Origin of the sequence: Celeribacter sp., from assembly GCF_048266405.1 — a bacterium.
GTDB lineage: Bacteria > Pseudomonadota > Alphaproteobacteria > Rhodobacterales > Rhodobacteraceae > Celeribacter.
Window position 1 is genome coordinate 27,468 of the sequence record NZ_JBLWZO010000017.1, and the last position, 19,178, is coordinate 46,645.

The following is a 19,178-nucleotide window of genomic DNA, read 5'->3' on the forward strand; positions in this document are numbered from 1 at the left end:
TCTCGGCGGCGTCTGCCACGAACTTTACGATGACTGTGCCGGGTACTGGCATTTCGCTGCCTTCAGTTTATCCCGAGGCGGGCGGCGTGGCGATCGTCATGGTGGGCGTGAACGGCAATATTTACTACCAGTTTTCCGATCCGAGCGGGGCCTTTGTTGGGTTCCAGAATAACGGTCAGCCAGCGGCTTTCAGGGGTAACCCGTTTACCATCAATGACCCGATTCCTCTGGATTGCGGCATTCGCTCCTGTACCGACTACTTTGGCGGAGAGATTGCGCAGGTATATATCCGTTTTTCGGCCTATGATGGCGACACCCAGCCTGGCGGTTTTGATCAGAACGACATCAGCCTCATCCTGAACGGGACGAATGTGGGCAGCTGGTCGGGACTGACGACCGAAATCACAAATAACGCGGGTACAACCAGTTATGGCTCTGCCACTGGCTTCGGTAATAACACATTCAACACTGGTTGGTTCAGCTCCTCCAACCCGACTCTGTTATCAAATATTTTGACGAGCAATCAGACCAGCACGCAGGTGTTCGATGATGATCCAAACGACAACTATTGGGATTTCACCCGCGGCAACAGTCTGTCTAACGAGGGATTTCGGACTATTGCGCCCGGTTACGAGTTCGAGAAAACCGCGGATAAGACCGAGTTCTCCGCCGTGGGCGAAGTGATTAATTATACCTATAAGGTCACCAACATCGGGTCGGTGAATATCTACGATCTCTCGGTGTCAGATGATAAAATCCCGAATGTTACCTGCGATAAAGCGACCCTCAATGAGACGACCGACGGCGGCGCGGAAGAAGTGGCGACCTGTACCGGTTCTTATGTTGTGACGCAGGAGGATTATGACGCACAAGAGGTGGTCAATGTCGCTACGGCGGAGGGTCGACCAGAGTATGGGGTGCTTGGAGCGGTGACAGACAGTTGGACGGTTGACGGCCCTCTTGCACTGTCGCCTTCCCTCACCATCGAAAAAACGGCCAACGTCGGCAGCTTCTCCACCGTTGGGGAGGTTATTACCTATTCCTATGTGGTCACGAACAATGGCGATGCTACGGTTAGCGATATTGCCGTCACCGACGACCGCATTCCAGGCACCGTCTGCACCATCGCTAGTCTCGTGCCGCAAGCACCTAACGACAGCCAGACATGTACTGCGCAATACACGGTCAAGCAGACCGATATTGATGCTTTCATTATTGACGGGACCCAACTCACCAACGAGGCGGAGGCAGAGGGGAAAGACCCGAATGGTGCGACCGTTACCAGTCCTACCGACAGTGTCTCGCTAAATGGTCCTGCAGCTTCGCCGACGATGACGGTCGCCAAATCGGCTTTGCAAAGCAATTTTGATGCGGTGGATGACCTGATCCAGTTTGAAATAGAAATCATGAACACCGGTAACGTGACATGGCCTGCCGCGCCGACGATCACCGATGATCTGGTGAGCGATGCGGTAACCTGTCCGGTGGGCACTGTGGTGCCCGGTGCGACCATCACCTGCACGGCGGATTACCGGATACAGCAAGAAGACCTCGACGCCGAGCAGGTTGAGAATATTGCTGAGGCCAGCATCACCGTTGGCGGCGTGACCGAGACGGGGCAGGGTGATGTAACCGTGCCTGCAGTGGTCACCACTGGCCTTGAGATCCTCAAGCGCCAGCCTGCAGGTGATGCGACCACCTTCGATGCGGTGGATGCTCAGCTGAACTATGAGTATGTGCTGACCAACACTGGTAACGTCACCTTGCTGTCTCCCACCATCAGCGACGATAAGGTGACCGCGAGCTGTGCCGATGCTACTATTCCGCCTGGCGGGTCGATCACCTGCACCTCCGATGCGCCCTATCTGGTGACGCAGGTAGATATCAATGCGGGCAAGGTGACCAACATCGCCTCTGCCGAAGCCGTTACCGAGCAGGGCGCTCTGGTGGAGAGCGATGAGACCAGTCTCACTATCAATGCTGATCAGAAGCCCGAGATCACCCTCGTTAAGACCGCCGAGGTGGTAGATCCGGCTGATTTCGCTCCCCTCCTTCCGGTGACTTACACCTACGAAATCACGAACTCTGGAAACGTGACCTTCACCAATCCAATTGAGGTGACGGATGACAAGTTCCCAAACCCGATCGACTGCGGCAGTGCAGTGCTTGCACCGGGTGCGTCGCGCACCTGTCAGGCCTCCTACATAGTCACCCCTGCCGATTTCATCGCGGGATCCGTGACCAACACCGCCACGGCGAGTGACGGCACGACTACATCCAATTCTGATACCGCAACCGTGCCGCAAGCTGGCACTCCCGGTATCGCATTGGTGAAAACGCCTCAGCTTGGTTCGACTTTTTCCAGCACCACCGACAGCATCAGTTATGACTTTGAGGTGACGAACACGGGAGACACGCTCTTTGTCCTCGCTCTCCAGAATTTCTCGATTGACGATCCGAAGATTTCGGCCATCAGCTGCCCGCCGACGACGCTTCAGCTTGCGCCGGGGGAGTCGATGACCTGCACTGGCACCTACAGCTCGATCACTCAGGCCGAAGTGGATGCAGGTGAGATCGTGAACACCGCGACTGCCAGCATTGATGTGCCTTCGGGGCGTTTGACCTCGCCCAGTTCAACCGCGACGGTGGAGGCTGACATCACCCCTGCGATGAGCCTTACCAAAACTGGTCCCGCCAGCTTTGGCGCAGTGGGTAGCACCGTGACTTACACTTTCGAGATTACCAATGAAACGGCGCAGACGATCTCTTCGGCCAGCGTGACTGATCCGAAGATTCCAAGCCTGTCGTGTAGTTTTTCCAATATTCCGCCCAACGGGGTGGTCTCTTGCGACGGGGACTATGTGGTGACCCAAGCCGATCTCGATAGGGGCCAGATCGACAATACTGCCAGTGCGACTGGCCTTGCACCGACTGGCGAGAGCCTGAGCGCCACCGCGAGTGAAATCGTCACCGCCGATCCGGCGGCACAGGCGCGCGCCCTGTCGCTTGACAAAACAGCTGACCTCGACCCGTTCGTGGCTGTTGGCGATATGGTTAACTACAGCTTTGCCGTCACCAACACCGGAACCGTGACCCTGACCGATATCGTGGTGGATGACCCGATGCTGGGCTACAGCTGCACCATTGCCACCCTGCCGGTTGCCACTACTGACGACACCACCTGTTCCACCACTTATGTGATTACGCAGGCCGATATCGACCGAGGCTTTGTAGAAAACACGGCCACCGCCACCATTCCCGGCGAAGCGCCGGTGCCAAGCATCTCTAATATCACTGGCCCCAATCGCGTTGCGGCCTTCACCGTTGAAAAGACCGCTGACGCCGACAGTGAACTCGCAGTGGGCACTGTGGTGGAATACAGCCATGTGGTGACCAATACCGGCAACGTGACGCTTGAAGACGTGAGGCTGACCGATAACCACACCAGCGCAGCCGGAACGGTGGAGCTTACCTTCTCCCCCTCGAACGTCATCACTACGCTTGCGCCGGGCGAGAGCGAGACGCTCTACACCTATTACACCGTTACCCAAGAGGATATCGACGCTGGCAACGACCTGACCAACAACGACCTGACCAACGTTGTAAGCGCCACAGCGGACGCCCCCGTTGGTGTAACCGATCCGCAGGCCAGCGATGACGAGGTCGTGGATCTTGAGGATGCCGCTCCGGCTATTCGCGTGGTCAAGACGGAAGACGATGCAAGCGGCAGCTATGACAATCTGCCTGCCACCGAGCTTTTCACTTTTGAGGTGTTCAATGATGGCAACGTGACCCTTACAGGCTTCGAGCTGACAGATGCGCTCACAGGGGACAGTTGCGCCCTGCCGGACATCGCGCCAGGCTCCAGCGTGACCCAGTGCCTGAACGGTGACCCGTTGGAGGTGACCTATACGATCACTCAGGCCGACATTGACCGTGGCTCGTTGGTCAACTCCGTGACAGTTACCGATGGATCGCTGACTGCGACCGATAGCGTGACCTTGTCAGGCCCCACGCAGTCTCCTGCGATCTCGATGGTCAAAACGCCCACCTCGGGTGCGAACTTTGCGGAAGTGGGTGACTTGATCACCTATGACTACGTGATCACCAACGAAGGCAATGTAACCCTCACCGGACCGTTCAGAGTGGTCGATAACAAGGCGACGGTTAGCTGCCCTGTCACTCCGGTCTCGGGTGTGTCTGTGAGTGCGCCGGACAATACGTTGACGTGCACAGCAACCTATGCGGTCACTCAAGACGATCTGGATGCGGGGCAGGTGACGAACCTTGCTACCGCCTCCGTGATCCAGTCAGTTACTCCTGGTGGCAGTGTAACCGTAGAATCTGATGAAGAAAGCGCGACCGTTTTTGCCGATCAAGGTCCTGAGCTCTCGATCGACAAGAGGATTACGCCGAATACGCCGAGCACCTACCGCAATGTGGGTGATCAGTTGAGCTACGACTTTATCATCACCAATAGCGGCAACGTCACCATTCCCGGTCCGATCACAGTGGACGACGATCAGATCGGTGCAGGCCTAGCCTGTTCTGCTGTTCCGCTTTCGCCTGGGGATAGTGTGACATGCACCCATACATGGGAGGCTGATCAGCCCGCTATTGACGCGGGGCAGATCACCAACACAGCCAGTCCCATTGCCTCCTTCGGTGGAGTGCCCGTGCCGAACAACAGTGACAGCGTGACCGCTCTTGCCATCCAAGAGCCCGAGATGCTCATGGAGAAATCCTTTGTTTCGATCACGAACAACACCTTCACCGTCGATGAGGTGATCACTTACGAGTACCGAGTGGAAAATACAGGCAACACGACGTTTTTCACTGAACCGGCCGTTACGGACAACGTGATCCCCAGTGGCATCAGCCTGAGCAACCCAGCCACCTTCCCGGCAGCTGGTCTGCTGCCGGGCGAGGAACTGATTTACACTGGCACCTATGTTGTCACTGCCAATGATGTTGCGCTTGGCTCTGTCACCAACACCGCCACCGCCACGAGCGACGGCACTACCTCAAACCCGTCATCGGTAACGACGCCGGTTAATGTCGAGCCTGCGCTCACCATCGAAAAGGGGGCGAGTGTTACGAGCTTCTCGGCGTTAAACGACGAGATCGAATATACCTACACGGTAACCAACTCCTCCGAGGGCAGCGGCGGCATTCGCCCCGCCATCCCCGAGCCGATCACGGTGGAGGATGACAAAATTGGGGGTACCATCAGTTGTGAAGCCACCGACTTTGGCGTGCTCGATCCCAATGAGAGCACCACTTGCACCGCCACCTACCTGATCACTCAAGATGATCTCGACGCGGGGGAGGTGACCAACTCCGCCGTAGCCGCGGCGACATACGGCCCCGTTGGAAATCAGACGCAGGTGCTGTCTCCCGCTGACAGTGTGACTGTCTCCGGCGAGCAACTGCCTGCCCTGACTACTGACAAGGTCGTGATTGCCGGGCCGAACCCTGCGGCGGAGGGCGATGTTCTTACCTACCGGATCACCACCGAGAACACTGGTAACCAGACGCTCTTTGGAGTCGAGATTGCCGATGCCCGCATTCCCGCGCTGACCTGTGCGGTTGATGCCGCGCCCGCCGTGGTGCCAGTGACGCTTGAGGTAGGGCAGTCTTTGGTTTGCGAGGGCGATTACACCGTTACACAAGAGGATATCGACGCTCAGAGTTTGGAAAACACCGCTGAGGTTTCCGCCACCAACCCTGCGGGCACCCCAGTGAGCGACAGCGCTACCACAACCCATCCGCTCGAGGCCTATGACCCGGAAGTGACTGTGACCAAAGGGCTGCGGGATTTCGAACCCGATTCCGCCTTTTCCGCTGTGGGGCAGGAGGTTGTTTACCTCATCACCGTGCAGAATACTGGCAACATTACCCTCGACAGCATCGATGTGACCGACAGCATTGTTCCCGGCACCTGTACTGTTGGGCCGCTCGCTCCGGGCGAGGAGGATGCAACTTGCGAGTTCACCTATACGGTGAAGCAGGCCGACATTGATCGCGGGTTTATCGACAATACCGCCCTCGCTACGGCCCAACCAGCCACGCCGGACAGTGATCCGGTGACTGGTGAAGATACGCTCACAGGAAACGGTCCTGAGAAGGAACCAGAATTCGCTCTGAACAAAGTTGCTGATCTGGAGAATTTCAACGCCGTGGGGCAGGTGATCACCTATACTTACACGGTGGCCAACGCAGGCAACGTCACGCTCAACGATACGCCCATTGTCACCGATGACCGGATCACGTCCATATCCTGTGACCCGATGCCCGCGGGCGGGCTGCTGCCTGGCGAGTTCATTGAATGTACAGGCACAGATATCGTCACGCAGGATGATCTTGATGCAGGCAGTATCACGAACGTGGCCTCGGTCTCCTCGCTCGAGGCGCCTTTTGATCCGGCCAATCCCGGCAACGCAAGTGCGACCGAGACAGTGCCTGCGGTCCAAATGCCAGGCGTGACCGTCGAGAAAACGGCGAATGGCGCGACCGATGTGGTCGTGGGGCAGGAGGTGACTTACAGCTACACTGTTACCAACACCGGCAACGTGCGCCTGTCGGATGTGACCCTGACTGATGCTCACACCAACGCCGGAGGCACTGCGGCGCTCGCCATTGAAAACGGCGGCGTGATCTCTACGCTGGAGCCTGGCGTGCCGGTAACTCTAACGGCAACATATGTGGTAACACAGGCGGATATCGATGCGGGCAATGACTTGACCAATACGGTAAGCCTCACCTCTGACAGTCCCGATGGGACAACCCCTACGGCAAGTGATAACGAGGTGGTTACAGTCGCGCCTGAAATGCCAGAGATGGAAGTCATCAAGCAAGTGAAGGGCACGCCCGACACAACGGTTAATAGTACGGTGATCTTCGAGATCACGGTGGAGAATACTGGCAACGTGACTTTGAGCGGTGTGACGTTGGCCGATACGTTACGGCGGCAGGATGCGACTGATATAATCCCCGCGCCCACACCGGTGCTTGCGTCGGGCGATGGTGCCGAACTTTCGCCTGGAGAGGTTTGGACCTATGAGGTGAGCCACGTTCTGACCCAGGAGGATATCGACGCGGGCGGGCTGGTGAACTCGGCCACCGCCACCGGAATCGCGCCGGATGGCGATCCCGTGACGGATGTGTCTGACAGTGGCACAGGCACCGGCAGTACGCCGACACCATTCGCAATCCCGGAAGTCCCGTCGGTGGTGACGCTTAAAGAGGTGACGATCCCTGCTGATGAAGTGGGTGAGGTGGTAAGTTTCACCATTACGATAGAGAACACCGGCAATGTTACCCTTACCAATGTGACGGTGACCGATGATGGGCTCACGCGCCTCGACGGCACACCGCTTACGCTAGCCTCTGGCCCCACCTTCGCGGGCGCCACGCTGGGCTCAGGTATGGGGACACTCCAAGTGGGCGAGGTTGCGAGCTACACTGCGACCTATGTGCTGGCGCAGGAGGACATAGATGCGGGAGGCGTGCAGAACGTCGCCACTGGCTCGGCGACATCACTAAGTGGGGCAGACGTGCAGGATCCGACCGACACGCCTGCGGTGAATGAGATTGAAGCCGCGCCTGCGATCGATATGAGCAAGGCGCTCGCCGATGGCGGGCCGACCTACGATGCCGTGGGCGACGTGTTGGAATACGAGTTCACGGTTAAAAACACTGGCAACATCACACTGACCGACCAGATCGTTATCGACGATCCGCTCATAGTTGATGCAGGTGGTACTATCACCTGTCCGACGCCACCTTATGCACCTGGCGTGGAGGTTGTTTGCACCGGTAGCTATACCGTCACTCAGGCAGACATCGACGCAGGTGAAGTGTTCAATAGCGCCACGGCCACCGTGGGCGATGCCGATCCGGTGACTGATAACGAGACTGTGCAGGCCCAACAGCTGCCCGCCATGACGGTGGTGAAAGAGGCTGAGGAGTTGGCGTCGGAAGAGTTCGTCACTGGACGCGAGGTAAATTACACCTATACGGTAGAGAACACTGGCAACGTGACCCTCACCGATCCCATTACTGTATCTGACAACCTGATCCCTGATGTGAGTTGCGCGGCTTTGCCCGCGGGGGGCCTTGCTCCCGGCGCGACGCTTGAATGCACTGGATCCTACATCATCACTTCGGATGATGTGGATTTAACCAGCACCACCAACCTTGCAACGGCAAGCAGTGGCGGCACAGACTCGCCTCAAGTATCGGAGACCATCCCGCTCGACGGCGTCCCTGCGTTGACCATTGTCAAAGATCTCGGCTCTGTTACCGACGCTGCCGGAAATCCGCGCGCGGGCGACCAGTTTGCTGAGGTGGGTGACCTCATCACATATAACTTCACTGTAACCAACTCTGGCACTGTGGCCTTCGCTAACGCGGTGGATGTGTACGACGATCACTTCCCTGACCCGATTGCCTGTTACATTCCCGACGCGGCCACCAACCCTGACCTGATCGCGGGAGAAACGGCCGAATGTTCTGCTGTTTACGTAGTGACACAGGATGATCTGGACGCGGGCGAGGTTTTGAACTCAGCCTATGCGCAAACCGAATTCGGTTCGATTCCGACCATCGTAACCAGCCCGCCTGAAACCGAGCTGACCGAAGCGGCGACCGACCCGCAGATCGAAATCCTGAAAGCGGTTGATCGCGCCAACTACACCCAGCCTGACGATGTGTTGACCTATACGTTTACGGTCAAAAACACTGGCAACCAGACGCTGAGTAGCGTTGAAGTGACCGATCCTCTATTGGCCGATCTGGACTGCGCCTTTGCTACCCTTGCGCCTGGCGCAAGCGAGATCTGCACTGGCACGTTGACCATCACACAAGCGGAGATGGATGCGGGACAGGTAGTGAACGTGGCCTCGGTTGAGGCTATTACGCCAAAGGGCGATGGGGTCGATGACACCAGTGATCCTGTCATTTCCACTGCGCCTGCAGTGCCGAGCGAGTTGGTGTTGGTGAAGTCGGCCACGCCCGCTCCCTTTGGCGGCGTTGGCAGCACCATCACCTATGGCTTCGCGCTTACAAATAATGGTCCTTTCACATTGGAGAATGTGACTGTCACGGACCCTCTGGTGCCGGGCTTTAGCTGCACCGTGGCAAGCATCGCGGTGGGCGAGACCAACAGTTCCAGCTGCTCTATGCCATACACAGTCACCCAAGAGGATGTAGACGCAGGTGAAATCACCAACAGCGCCTCTGCTACGGGCACAACGACGACGGGCCTGACCTCTGAGGCCGAGGATGAGATCACGACACAGGGCCCTGATGCGGCTCCTGCGATAGACGTGATCAAGACGGCCATCGTGCCCGCCACCACTGTAGACTCGGTTGTGACCTATGAACTGGCGGTGGAGAACACAGGAAACGTGACCCTCGAAATCACGAGCATCACAGACGAGATGGAACGGATTGCCTCTGGGCGGCGGATTTACCTGACCACGCCTTTTGTTTATGCCTCAGGCGACGACGACACAGATTTGCAGCTTGATGTGGGGGAGACATGGATCTTCACCGCGACCTACAAGATTACCCAGACCGATGTGAACGCGGGTGGGGTTTCCAACACTGCCACGGTCACTGTGACCGACCCGAATGGCACGCCGGTCACAGGCATCTCCGATGACGGGGTGGACGCCAATGGCGATGATAACCCCACGCGGGTTGAAATCACTGCCGCCCCAGTGCTCGACGTGGTCAAATCCATCTCGCAGACGGGTGCTGTTGATGGCGATGAGGTTATCTTCCTCATCGAGGCCTTCAATCGAGGCAATGTGAGCATCCTCAATGCCGTGCCCAGCGATGTTCTGACGCGACGTGACGGTACAGATATCAGCGCCGGGGTGTCGGCGCCGGTGCGAGTGGGCCCGAACGCCACTGCACTGACAATCGAACCGGGCGAAAGCTGGCAGTGGGAAGTGAGTTACACTCTCACGCAGGAGGATGTGGATGCGGGCGGCATCTCAAACCTCGCCACCGTCGATGCTGAGGGGCCGCTAGGTGACTTGGTGAGTGACGTGTCGCGCGATGATGACCCAAGTGACGGGAACCCCGCCGTGGACCCGACCGAGCTGGTGATTCAGGCTGCTCCGGGCATCGAAACGACGAAGACAGTCTTCGCTGGAGCGCCAACCATGGCTGGCGACAGCGTGACCTTCGAGATCGTGGCGAGAAACACGGGTAATGTCACCCTCTCGGGCGTAACGTTGGATGACACTCTGACGAACCTCGACGGCACAGTTCTTACGCCAGACAGTGTGAGCCCCGACCTAACGGCTGGTGGCGACATCGGACCAGGTGAGAGCACCAGCTGGCAGGTCGTTTATACGCTGACACAGGATGATGTGGACGCAGGTGGCATTGAGAATACCGCCACGGCTACGGGGACTAACCCCGGTGGCCTACAGGTTTCAGACGTATCGGATGATGGCGATGATGGAGACGGCAATACGCTGAATGACCCGACGCAGGTGATCGTTACGCCCGACAACACGCTGAATGTCGAGAAGACGGCCTCAACACCTGAGCGGGTGGCTGGCAGTCTCTTCCGCGTGACTTTCGCCATTACGGTAGAAAACGCAGGCAACGTGACGCAGGAGAACGTACAGGTCGCGGATGACCTTGCCGCATGGGTGACGCCAGCCGAGCTGTCGAGCGTTGCCGTGCCTGTTGTCTCTGGCTTCGAGGTTGCAAGCCCCAACACCGGCTTCAACGGTGAAGGGGACATCTCCACGCTCGCCCCCGGTGCAGTGCTCCTGCCCGGCCAGACGGGGACTGTGACCCTAACGGTGGAATTCGACATCGCCGATGGAAGCCCCGCGCAGGATAACGTTGCAGAAATCACCACTGATCGGGTGACTGTGCCTGTGACGGCTACTGTGGGTATTGCCGGACTGGAAGATGAACCGGACCTCTTGGCCGAAAAAACCGTTCTCTCTGCAGGGCCGTTCCGCGCAGGTTCGGTTGTGCGTTACGAAGTGATCTTCACCAATAACAACACAACGGGCGAGAGCGGGCTAACGCTAGTGGACCAACTCCCCGTCGGGATGCGTTACGTGACTGGTAGCGCCAGCTTTAACGGTGCAGACGCGCCAGCGCCCGTGGTCAGTGGTCGAACCCTACGTTGGGAAGGTGTCGATATCGCTCCCCGTGATACGGTTATCCTTCGCCTCTCGGCTCTGCTGCTTGATGGAGCGGGAGAGTTCACAAACCGCGCCTTCGCGCTTGATGGACGGGGCGTGCAGATTTCCAACACTGCGGAGGCCAAGATTGATGTGGCACCTGAGCCTGTATTCGACTGCGGCGATGTGATCGGCAAGGTTTTTGATGACCGCAACGGCAACGGCTACCAAGATCCGCCCTTGGGTCAGTCAGCAGCAATTACCAATCAGGATTACTATTCAAAAGGTAAGTTCCAGACCACACCCGAGGTGGTTGAGCAACAGCAGAAGGGCGAGCCGGGTATTCCAGGCGTTCGGCTCGTGACGGTGCGTGGGGATATCATCACCACCGACGAGTTTGGCCGCTATCACGTCCCCTGTGCCCTGCTGCCTGCCGACATCGGCTCCAACTTTACGCTTAAGCTCGATGATCGCTCGCTGCCGACTGGTTACAGGGTGACCACTGAGAACCCGCGGGTGATGCGCCTGACCGCGGGTATCATGACCGAGCTGAACTTTGGCGCGAAGTTGGGTAAGTTGGTTGAGGTCGATCTGACGTCTATTGCCTTCGAGCTTGGCGGCGAACAACCTTCCGCTACGTTGGTGCAGGGCATTGATGAGCTCGTGAAACAGATCCGTAATACCCCCACGACGCTGCGGATCACCTACTATAGGGCGGGTGAAAGCCCTGATCTGGCCCGCGCACGTCTGAAGGCGGTGGAGACGTTGGTCCGCGAGCGCTGGAGCGGTGCATACAAGCTCCAGATCGAAACCACGATTGCGAGGGTTCAGTAATGTACAAGGTGATCAGTAACTTCGGTATTCGCAGCCTGCTCCTTGGGGCAACGGCCTTGGTGGCGCAGCCGCTGCGCGCACAAGATGGCGCGGGCTTTTCCATCTCCATTGATGGGGCCACGGTCTCTGGTGATCCGGTGCTTCAGCGCGAGTTGATACGCCCTGATGCGCAACTGGCCGAGGCTGACCTGCGTATTCAGTATGATGGCTTGACCGTTACTCCTCGGCTTGATCTCGAAATCGTGGGAAATGAGCTAGGACCTGTAGTGCAGCTTCAATCCGCGCTGAACTATCCAGCCTTTGTGAAGCGGGCCGAGATACTCGTCTACGATGCCACCACGCGCGGCGCACCACAGCTGGCAAGCAGGCAGGCTGTGGCGGTGAACGGTGCCGCTAGTGTGACCTTGCCGAGCGATAACGCTTACGCGGTGCTTCGGGTCTACGATGCCTTTGGTCGCTATAACGAGACGGCCCCTCTGGCGCTACATACGGCAGACAGCCGTACGCGTGAGGATGGTGTGGAAGAGGGCGCAGACGCCACCGCACGGCAGGGCTTCCGCGTTTATGGCGGTGGGGTGACTGTTTCGGGCAGAAGCGTGGCGCCAGATGCAAAGGTGCAAACTCTGGGTGAGACTATTCGTCCCGATAGTTCTGGCACATTCGTGGTGCAACGCATCCTGCCGCCAGGGCAATACCCAGTGAAGGTGGCCGTGCAGGGCGGCGGGCAGAACGTGGATATCGTGCGCGACATTACCGTGCCTCGCTCAGAGCAGTTCTATGTAGCCACTGGCGATGTGACATGGGGCTTTAACAATGTCTCGGGCGAAGGCCGCGAAACCTACACCACAGGGCGTTTTGCAGGTTATCTCAACAACCGTTATGCAAACGGCACAGAGCTGACGCTTCAACTCGACACGGGTGAGGGCGATATTGGCGATATCTTCAGCGACCTCGATGAACGGGATCCGCGCTCGGTTCTGTTGAGGGTGGACCCCGACGATCTGTATCCCACCTACGGCGACGACAGCACGTTAGTGGATGATACGCCAACCTCGGGCAAATTCTACCTGCGTGTCGAACGCGACAACAGTCACCTCACATGGGGTGATTTTCAGGCGGATGTGAATGGCGGATACCTGCGCAATGAGCGAACGCTCTACGGTTTTTACGGCCATTACGAGACACAGGCCGCCGCCGACAACGGTGAGTCGCGTGTAACTGTGGATGCTTACGCTGCTCAGCCCGAGCGGATCGCCCAAAGGGATGTGCTGCGCGGCACAGGCGGCTCGGTCTACTTCCTGCGGAGACAGGATATCGGGATCGGGACCGAGACGGTGACCGTCCAGATCCGCGACGCCTCCACCGGCCGCGTGTTGGAAACCCGCCGGTTGATCGCTGGGCAGGATTACCAGATCAATTATATTCAGGGTGTAATCACACTCGCTGCGCCGCTTTCGTCCTACGGCGGCGGCGATGGATTGGTGATCACTGACGCGGGCGGCTCGAACGATGCGAACCTCGTGGTAAATTACGAATACTCCCCCACGTCCACCGATGTTGACTCTTTCTCATATGGCGGGCGTGTCGAGGGTTGGGTGAACGACAAAGTTCGCTTGGGTGTGACCGCGATGAGCGAAGAGACCAGCAGTGGCGACCAGCGCTCCGCTGGAGTGGATTTGCTTTGGCGGCACAGCGAGAACACCTTTGTCTCGGTCGACGCTGCGATGAGTGAGGGGCCGGGCTTTAGCTCCAACCTATCTACCGATGGTGGTCTCGTCTTTGACACCTCTTCCGGCACGGGCGGTAATGGCGAGGCCTTCCGGCTCGACACGCGGGTGGATTTGCAAGATCTTGGCATGTCCGCCGATGGCTTCTTTGGCGCCTATTTCGAGAAGCGCACGGAGGGGTTCTCGACCCTTGATTATGACACATCGAGTGATGAGAGCCTCTGGGGCGTAAGTCTCGACGTGGCGGCCAGCGAACGGCTGGATTTGTCCTTCTACTATGACAGCTACGAAAACGACGCAGGGGAGCATGACAGGGAAGGCGGGGTCGAGCTGGAATATTCGCTAAGCCCGCGCGTATCTCTCGGCGTGGGCCTCGAACACCTTGATCGACGTTCCAGTAGTGATGACGGTAATCGTACAGATGCAGCCGTGCGCCTGACCTATGCGACCGGGGAACAGACCGAGGTGTATGGCTATGCGCAGAAAACTCTCGCGCGCGCTGGAGATCTCGCTCGCAATGATCGTTACGGCATAGGTGGCATCTTTGATCTGGGCGGCAACTGGAGGTTGGAAGGTGAAATTTCTGACGGTGATCTCGGGCGCGGCGGGCGACTGCTATTCCGACATGAGAAGGGTGAATACGAGAACACCTATTTCGGTTATGAGCTCGATCCTGACCGTGAGCTGACCGGAGTGGACCTTGAGGGCACCGACAAGGGACGGTTTGTGACTGGGGCAAATCGCGAATTGGGCGACGGGCTGACTGTCTTCGGGGAGAACACGTATGACATGTTTGGCAAGCACCGAGCGCTTACTTCGAGCTATGGCGCGCAGTACAAGCACAATGATTATCTGACCTATTCGGGCACCTTCGAATATGGTCAGATCCGCGACTCGGTGAACGGCGACTTCGAACGCAACGCCCTGAGCCTCGGCGTGGCCTTTCAGGACGAGCGCACCACCGCTTCGGCACGGTTAGAATATCGCAACGAAGATGGCTCTATCTCAGGGTCTCTGCGCGATAGCGAGACCTTGCTGTTCGTGGCAGATGCCCGCCATGAGATAGACGACGCGCGGCGGCTCGTGTTCAGCCTCGATGCCTCGACCACCGAGGGTGAGGGCGTGATCGTGGAAAGCGGCGACCTCGTAGATTTACAGTTGGGCTATGCCTTCCGACCGGTAGATAATGAAAAGCTGAACGTCCTTTTGCGCTATCGCTATTTGCTCGACACCTATGGTGAGCAGTTGGACAATGATGACGAGCCAGGGGCGCTGCAACGCACGCATGTGCTCTCCGCTGAGGCTTCTTATGATTTGAATCCTGAGTGGACACTCGGCGTGAAGGTCGGGGGGCGGTTCAGCAAGACAGCAGCCGATGCCGATAGCGTCTGGGAGCAAAACAACGCGATTTTGGCCGCTGCTAACCTGCGGTATCACTTCGTCCACAACTGGGATGCGCTGCTAGAGGTTCGGACCATGAATTTTGAGCAGACCGGAACCACCGAATTCGGTGGACTTGGAGCGGTTTACCGTCAGGTTGGTCCCAACTTGAAGCTTGGTGTGGGTTACAACTTCGGTTCTGTCTCCAGCGATTTGACGGATATAGAATACGATGAGCGGGGGGCTTTTCTTAACCTCGTCGCAAGTTTTTAGGCGGAAGATACTGGCCCGCTTAGAGTTGACGCTGGCTCTAACGCTAAATTCAAATAACCATATCGGGCAAGACGGGTAACTGTGGAATCGTTTTGTAGGTTTTCAAGAATGTGGCCAGTTCAGCACAATCTTGATCTTCTTTTCAGATGAATTGTGCTTGCGTGTGGTATGGTTGATATCCTTGACGTTCTTCTCGGCAGGGCTTGTGTGTGTTCCGGTTGTTTTTCTCCTCTTCCACTCCTCAGTAGTTTCAATGAGCGGCTTTCGAATGGGGTCAGAGAATGTAGGTCGCGCACAAAGAATTCTGTGTCGTGCACTTGCCCTTTACGTCATCCCTGTAGGATCAACCCTTGCGATGCCCTTGAATTAGAAGTTATCACACGGAACGCGGCGCGGTTCACGACACGTAATCCGCCGCCGTCTTTGAATTCATCTTAGGGAAGAACAAATGGAACTTTCACGTCGCTCAGTTATGATCTTGGGAAGCGTTGCCGCAATGTTTGTCGGCCAGTCAGCATTCGCCGAGATCGACCCCGTCAATCTGCGCCTCGCCCATGTGGTCAACGAGCAGGACGGTTTTCACGCAGCAGCCACCAAATTTCAGGAGTTGGTTTCCGAGCGCTCCGATGGAAAAATCAGCGTTGAACTCTTCCCCAACGCGACACTTGGCGACGAACGCACCCTGCTTGAAGGTATGCAGATCGGCACCGTTGACATGGGCGTCATCACCAATGGTCCAGTCTCGAACTTCCTTGAAGAGATGGCCGTATTCGAGATGCCGTTTCTTTTCCCATCCGCTGAGAAGGCCTATGAAGTTCTTGATGGGCCAATCGGGCAGGAATTGTTGGACCGTTTGTCAGAGGTTAACCTCAAGGGGCTCGCCTATGCCGAGCGCGGGTTTCGCAACCTGACAAACTCTGATCGCCCTGTTAGCACACCTGCGGATATTGAAGGTTTGCAAGTTCGCGTGATGGAAAACCCTGTCTATATTGATACATTCCGCGAGCTTGGCGCAGATGCCATCCCTATGGCTTGGACCGAAGCCCTCACAGCGATGCAGCAAGGCACGATTGACGGGCAAGAAAACCCCGTTGGCGTGGTTTATTCGTTCAAGCTGAACGAAACTCAAACCAACATGACAATGACACGCCACGCTTATGCGCCTGCTATTTTTGTGATGGGTATGCCCGTATGGAACAAGCTCTCGGAAGAAGCACAAGAGATCGTTGTTCAAGCTGCTCGCGAAGCTGCCGCCTATGAACGCCAACTCAATGCGGAACAGGAAAGTGTTCAGCTCCAAGAGTTGCGCGATTCCGGTATGACCGTGATTGACGATGCTGACCTCTCGGCCTTTGCCGCTGCGGTTCAACCCGTCTACGAGAAATACGGTGCCAAGTTCGGGGATTACTTGCCGCGCATACAAGAAGCGCTCAAGTAAGATGTTGAAAGCACTAGGGTGGATGGATCGGATGGTTGGGTCAATACTTGGCCCAATCGTCTTTCTCGGCATGATCGCGCTGACCGGAGTAATCACGTTACAGATCGTATCACGGGTCTTTTTTACATCGGTCAGTTGGACCGAGGAAGTGGCCCGTTTTCTGTTGATCTGGATTACATTTCTCGGTGCCACTCTAGCATTTCAACAAGGGCGCCATATCGCTGTCACGCTCTTGCGTGATAGCCTTCCCACCCCTCTCAGACGCCTTGTGACGGGCGCAGGGATTTTGGTTACGATCCTATTCCTAGTCACTCTGACGATGATCGGGTGGCAATATATGAATGTGCAGAGCTTTCAGAAGTCCCCGTCCCTGCGGATTTCTATGTCCTATGTCTACTCTGTCATGCCCTTTTGTGCCGCCTTGATGTCTGGTCTTGCCCTGATTGACCTCGTGCGACTTCTGGCGGGTCAACTGCCGCGAGAAACACCATTGGATATGCCAGAATGAGCCTTGTTCTTGCCGGCCTTTTTGTACTCTTTCTGTTGATGGGACTTCCCATTGCCATTGTGATTGGAGCCGCCACAATGACGGCGCTCAATCTGGGCGACGTGCCGTTGATGGTTGTGCCGCAACAAATGTTTGCAGGCCTCAATAGCTTCGCGCTGGTCGCTGTGCCGATGTTTGTGCTGGCCGGTGATATCATGGCGCAGGGTGAGATTTCCAAACGATTGGTAGCCTTTGCCGACAGTATGATCGGCTTCATCCGAGGCGGGCTGTCCATCGTTTCCGTCTTGGCAGGCATGTTCTTTGCTGCCATTTCCGGCTCTGGCGCCGCGACAACCGCCGCGGTCGGGGCCAGTCTTGTTCCCGAGCTGAAACGCAAAGGGTATGATCCCGCGTCGGCGGCCTCGCTCATTGCCGCGGCTGGAACAATCGGCGTTGTTATCCCGCCCTCTGTTCCAATGATTATCTACGCAGTGATCGCCCAAGTTTCCGTAAAAGAGCTTTTCTTGGCTGGATTGATCCCGGGGATCGCTATGGGTGTGGGGTTGATCTTTATCGCACTCATCCAAGGCTACCGTCGGGCCTATGAACCAGGAACACCGCTCTCATTACGAGTCATTGTGCGCACGTTCCTGTCAGCGAGTTGGGGTCTTATGGCCCCGCTGATCATCCTTGGCGGTATCTTTTCGGGCATTTTCACACCAAGCGAAGCTGCGGTGATTGCCGTCAACTATGCCATCTTCATTTCGTTCTTTGTCTACCGCGACCTCACCCTCAAACAGTTCTACCGCATCGTTATGAAAGCGGGCGTGACCACCGCTGTCATCCTCTTTGTGATCGCCTCCTCCTCCGTGTTGAGTTGGGCGCTCGCGAGTTGGCAGGTTCCCAACGCAATTGCGGCATTCGCCCTTTCGATATCAAGCAACACATATATTTTGCTCATTCTGATCATGATGCTCATACTCCTGACAGGGGTTTTCCTAGAGACAGCGAGTGCGCTCATCATCCTGACGCCAATGCTACTGCCACTCGCCGCACAACTGGGCATTGGGAGCATTCACTTCGGCATCATCATTGTGGTGGGTCTGGCAATTGGCATGGTGACGCCGCCCGTGGCGATCAACCTCTTCGTCGCATCATCGATAACGAATTTGCCCGTTGAGCGGATCGCCCGCGCAGTCCTACCCTACCTCGCGATGTTGATCGTCGTGTATCTACTGATCGCATTTATTCCGATGTTCCTGTAACCTCGGCTGAACAGTTGACGAGGCGTTTGCAGGCCTTTGCTTGCTAGCTGTTCTTTGTGCGATTTTGTTCGCCTCCACAAGGAAGGCTCAAAACACTGCGCTATTCTTATCCCGAAGTCTGCGGGAATCGCGCCGTAGTATTATGGTAGACGGGCTAGCCACCAGCCCGCGAAAACTTGTCTTTCAGTTAGTGCGTCTTGCAGCTCGCCCCGCAAGTTCGTCAAGCGATCAGGGTCAGGAAGGCTAGAAAATGCGAACTGCTGTGATCCCTAAAAACGTCCTCGTTTTTGATTAGAGTTTTCCGCTAGATTTTTCCTGAGCTGGGATAGGAGCGGAAACGCATGAAAGCATCGAAGTTCACGGACGCGCAGAAGGCGTTCATCATTAAGCAGGGTGAAGAAGGCGCAACGGTTGCTGAGATCTGCCGTAAGGCTGGTATCCGCTGCCCGACAGGGTCATGCGAAGCATGATCCCGAGAGGGGCCAAGCTACGTACTTCAACTGGAGTGCAGGCGGAAAAAGAAAAGCGTCCAGTGGACGGTTTTCCCGCCAAACAAGTATGCAGGCATGTTGCCCACAGATATGAAACGGCTGCGTGAGCTCGAAGACGAGA

Annotated in this window: 5 protein-coding genes and 1 pseudogene; all 6 read left to right on the top strand. The window is 56.9% G+C overall.

Translation table 11 applies throughout. The annotated features are described in order from the left end of the window. The first annotated feature begins 29 nt into the window (after positions 1-29). Entirely contained in the window at positions 30-11,996 is an 11,967-nt protein-coding gene (locus ACN0TS_RS17335; RefSeq protein ID WP_417260585.1) for a hypothetical protein, read from the top strand. Next, the gene (locus ACN0TS_RS17340; protein WP_417260586.1) at positions 11,996-15,376 is read left to right on the top strand and encodes a hypothetical protein; all 3,381 of its coding nucleotides are present in this window, start codon (positions 11,996-11,998) and stop codon (positions 15,374-15,376) included. Before ACN0TS_RS17335 ends, ACN0TS_RS17340 begins: the two co-directional genes overlap by 1 nt. A gap of 448 nt (positions 15,377-15,824) precedes the next feature. Then, complete coding sequence (locus ACN0TS_RS17345) at positions 15,825-16,814, top strand: TRAP transporter substrate-binding protein (RefSeq protein ID WP_417260587.1); 990 nt, start codon at positions 15,825-15,827, stop codon at positions 16,812-16,814. A gap of 1 nt (position 16,815) precedes the next feature. Continuing rightward, positions 16,816-17,322 carry a TRAP transporter small permease gene (locus ACN0TS_RS17350; protein ID WP_417260588.1) on the top strand — a complete coding sequence of 169 codons (507 nt, stop codon included), beginning with the start codon at positions 16,816-16,818 and terminating at the stop codon, positions 17,320-17,322. Next, positions 17,319-18,566 carry a TRAP transporter large permease gene (locus tag ACN0TS_RS17355; RefSeq protein ID WP_417260589.1) on the top strand — a complete coding sequence of 416 codons (1,248 nt, stop codon included), beginning with the start codon at positions 17,319-17,321 and terminating at the stop codon, positions 18,564-18,566. Before ACN0TS_RS17350 ends, ACN0TS_RS17355 begins: the two co-directional genes overlap by 4 nt. Positions 18,567-18,907: 341 nt before the next feature. Continuing rightward, a pseudogene (locus ACN0TS_RS17360) lies at positions 18,908-19,178 on the top strand (transposase); the annotation flags it as partial.

Excerpts from the sequence above, each read along its gene's own strand:
- ACN0TS_RS17335 (WP_417260585.1), top strand. The coding sequence starts at position 30 with ATGACTGTGCCGGGTACTGGCATTTCGCTGCCTTCAGTTTATCCCGAG.
- ACN0TS_RS17340 (WP_417260586.1), top strand. The coding sequence starts at position 11,996 with ATGTACAAGGTGATCAGTAACTTCGGTATTCGCAGCCTGCTCCTTGGG.
- ACN0TS_RS17355 (WP_417260589.1), top strand. The coding sequence starts at position 17,319 with ATGAGCCTTGTTCTTGCCGGCCTTTTTGTACTCTTTCTGTTGATGGGA.
- ACN0TS_RS17345 (WP_417260587.1), top strand. The coding sequence starts at position 15,825 with ATGGAACTTTCACGTCGCTCAGTTATGATCTTGGGAAGCGTTGCCGCA.
- ACN0TS_RS17350 (WP_417260588.1), top strand. The coding sequence starts at position 16,816 with ATGTTGAAAGCACTAGGGTGGATGGATCGGATGGTTGGGTCAATACTT.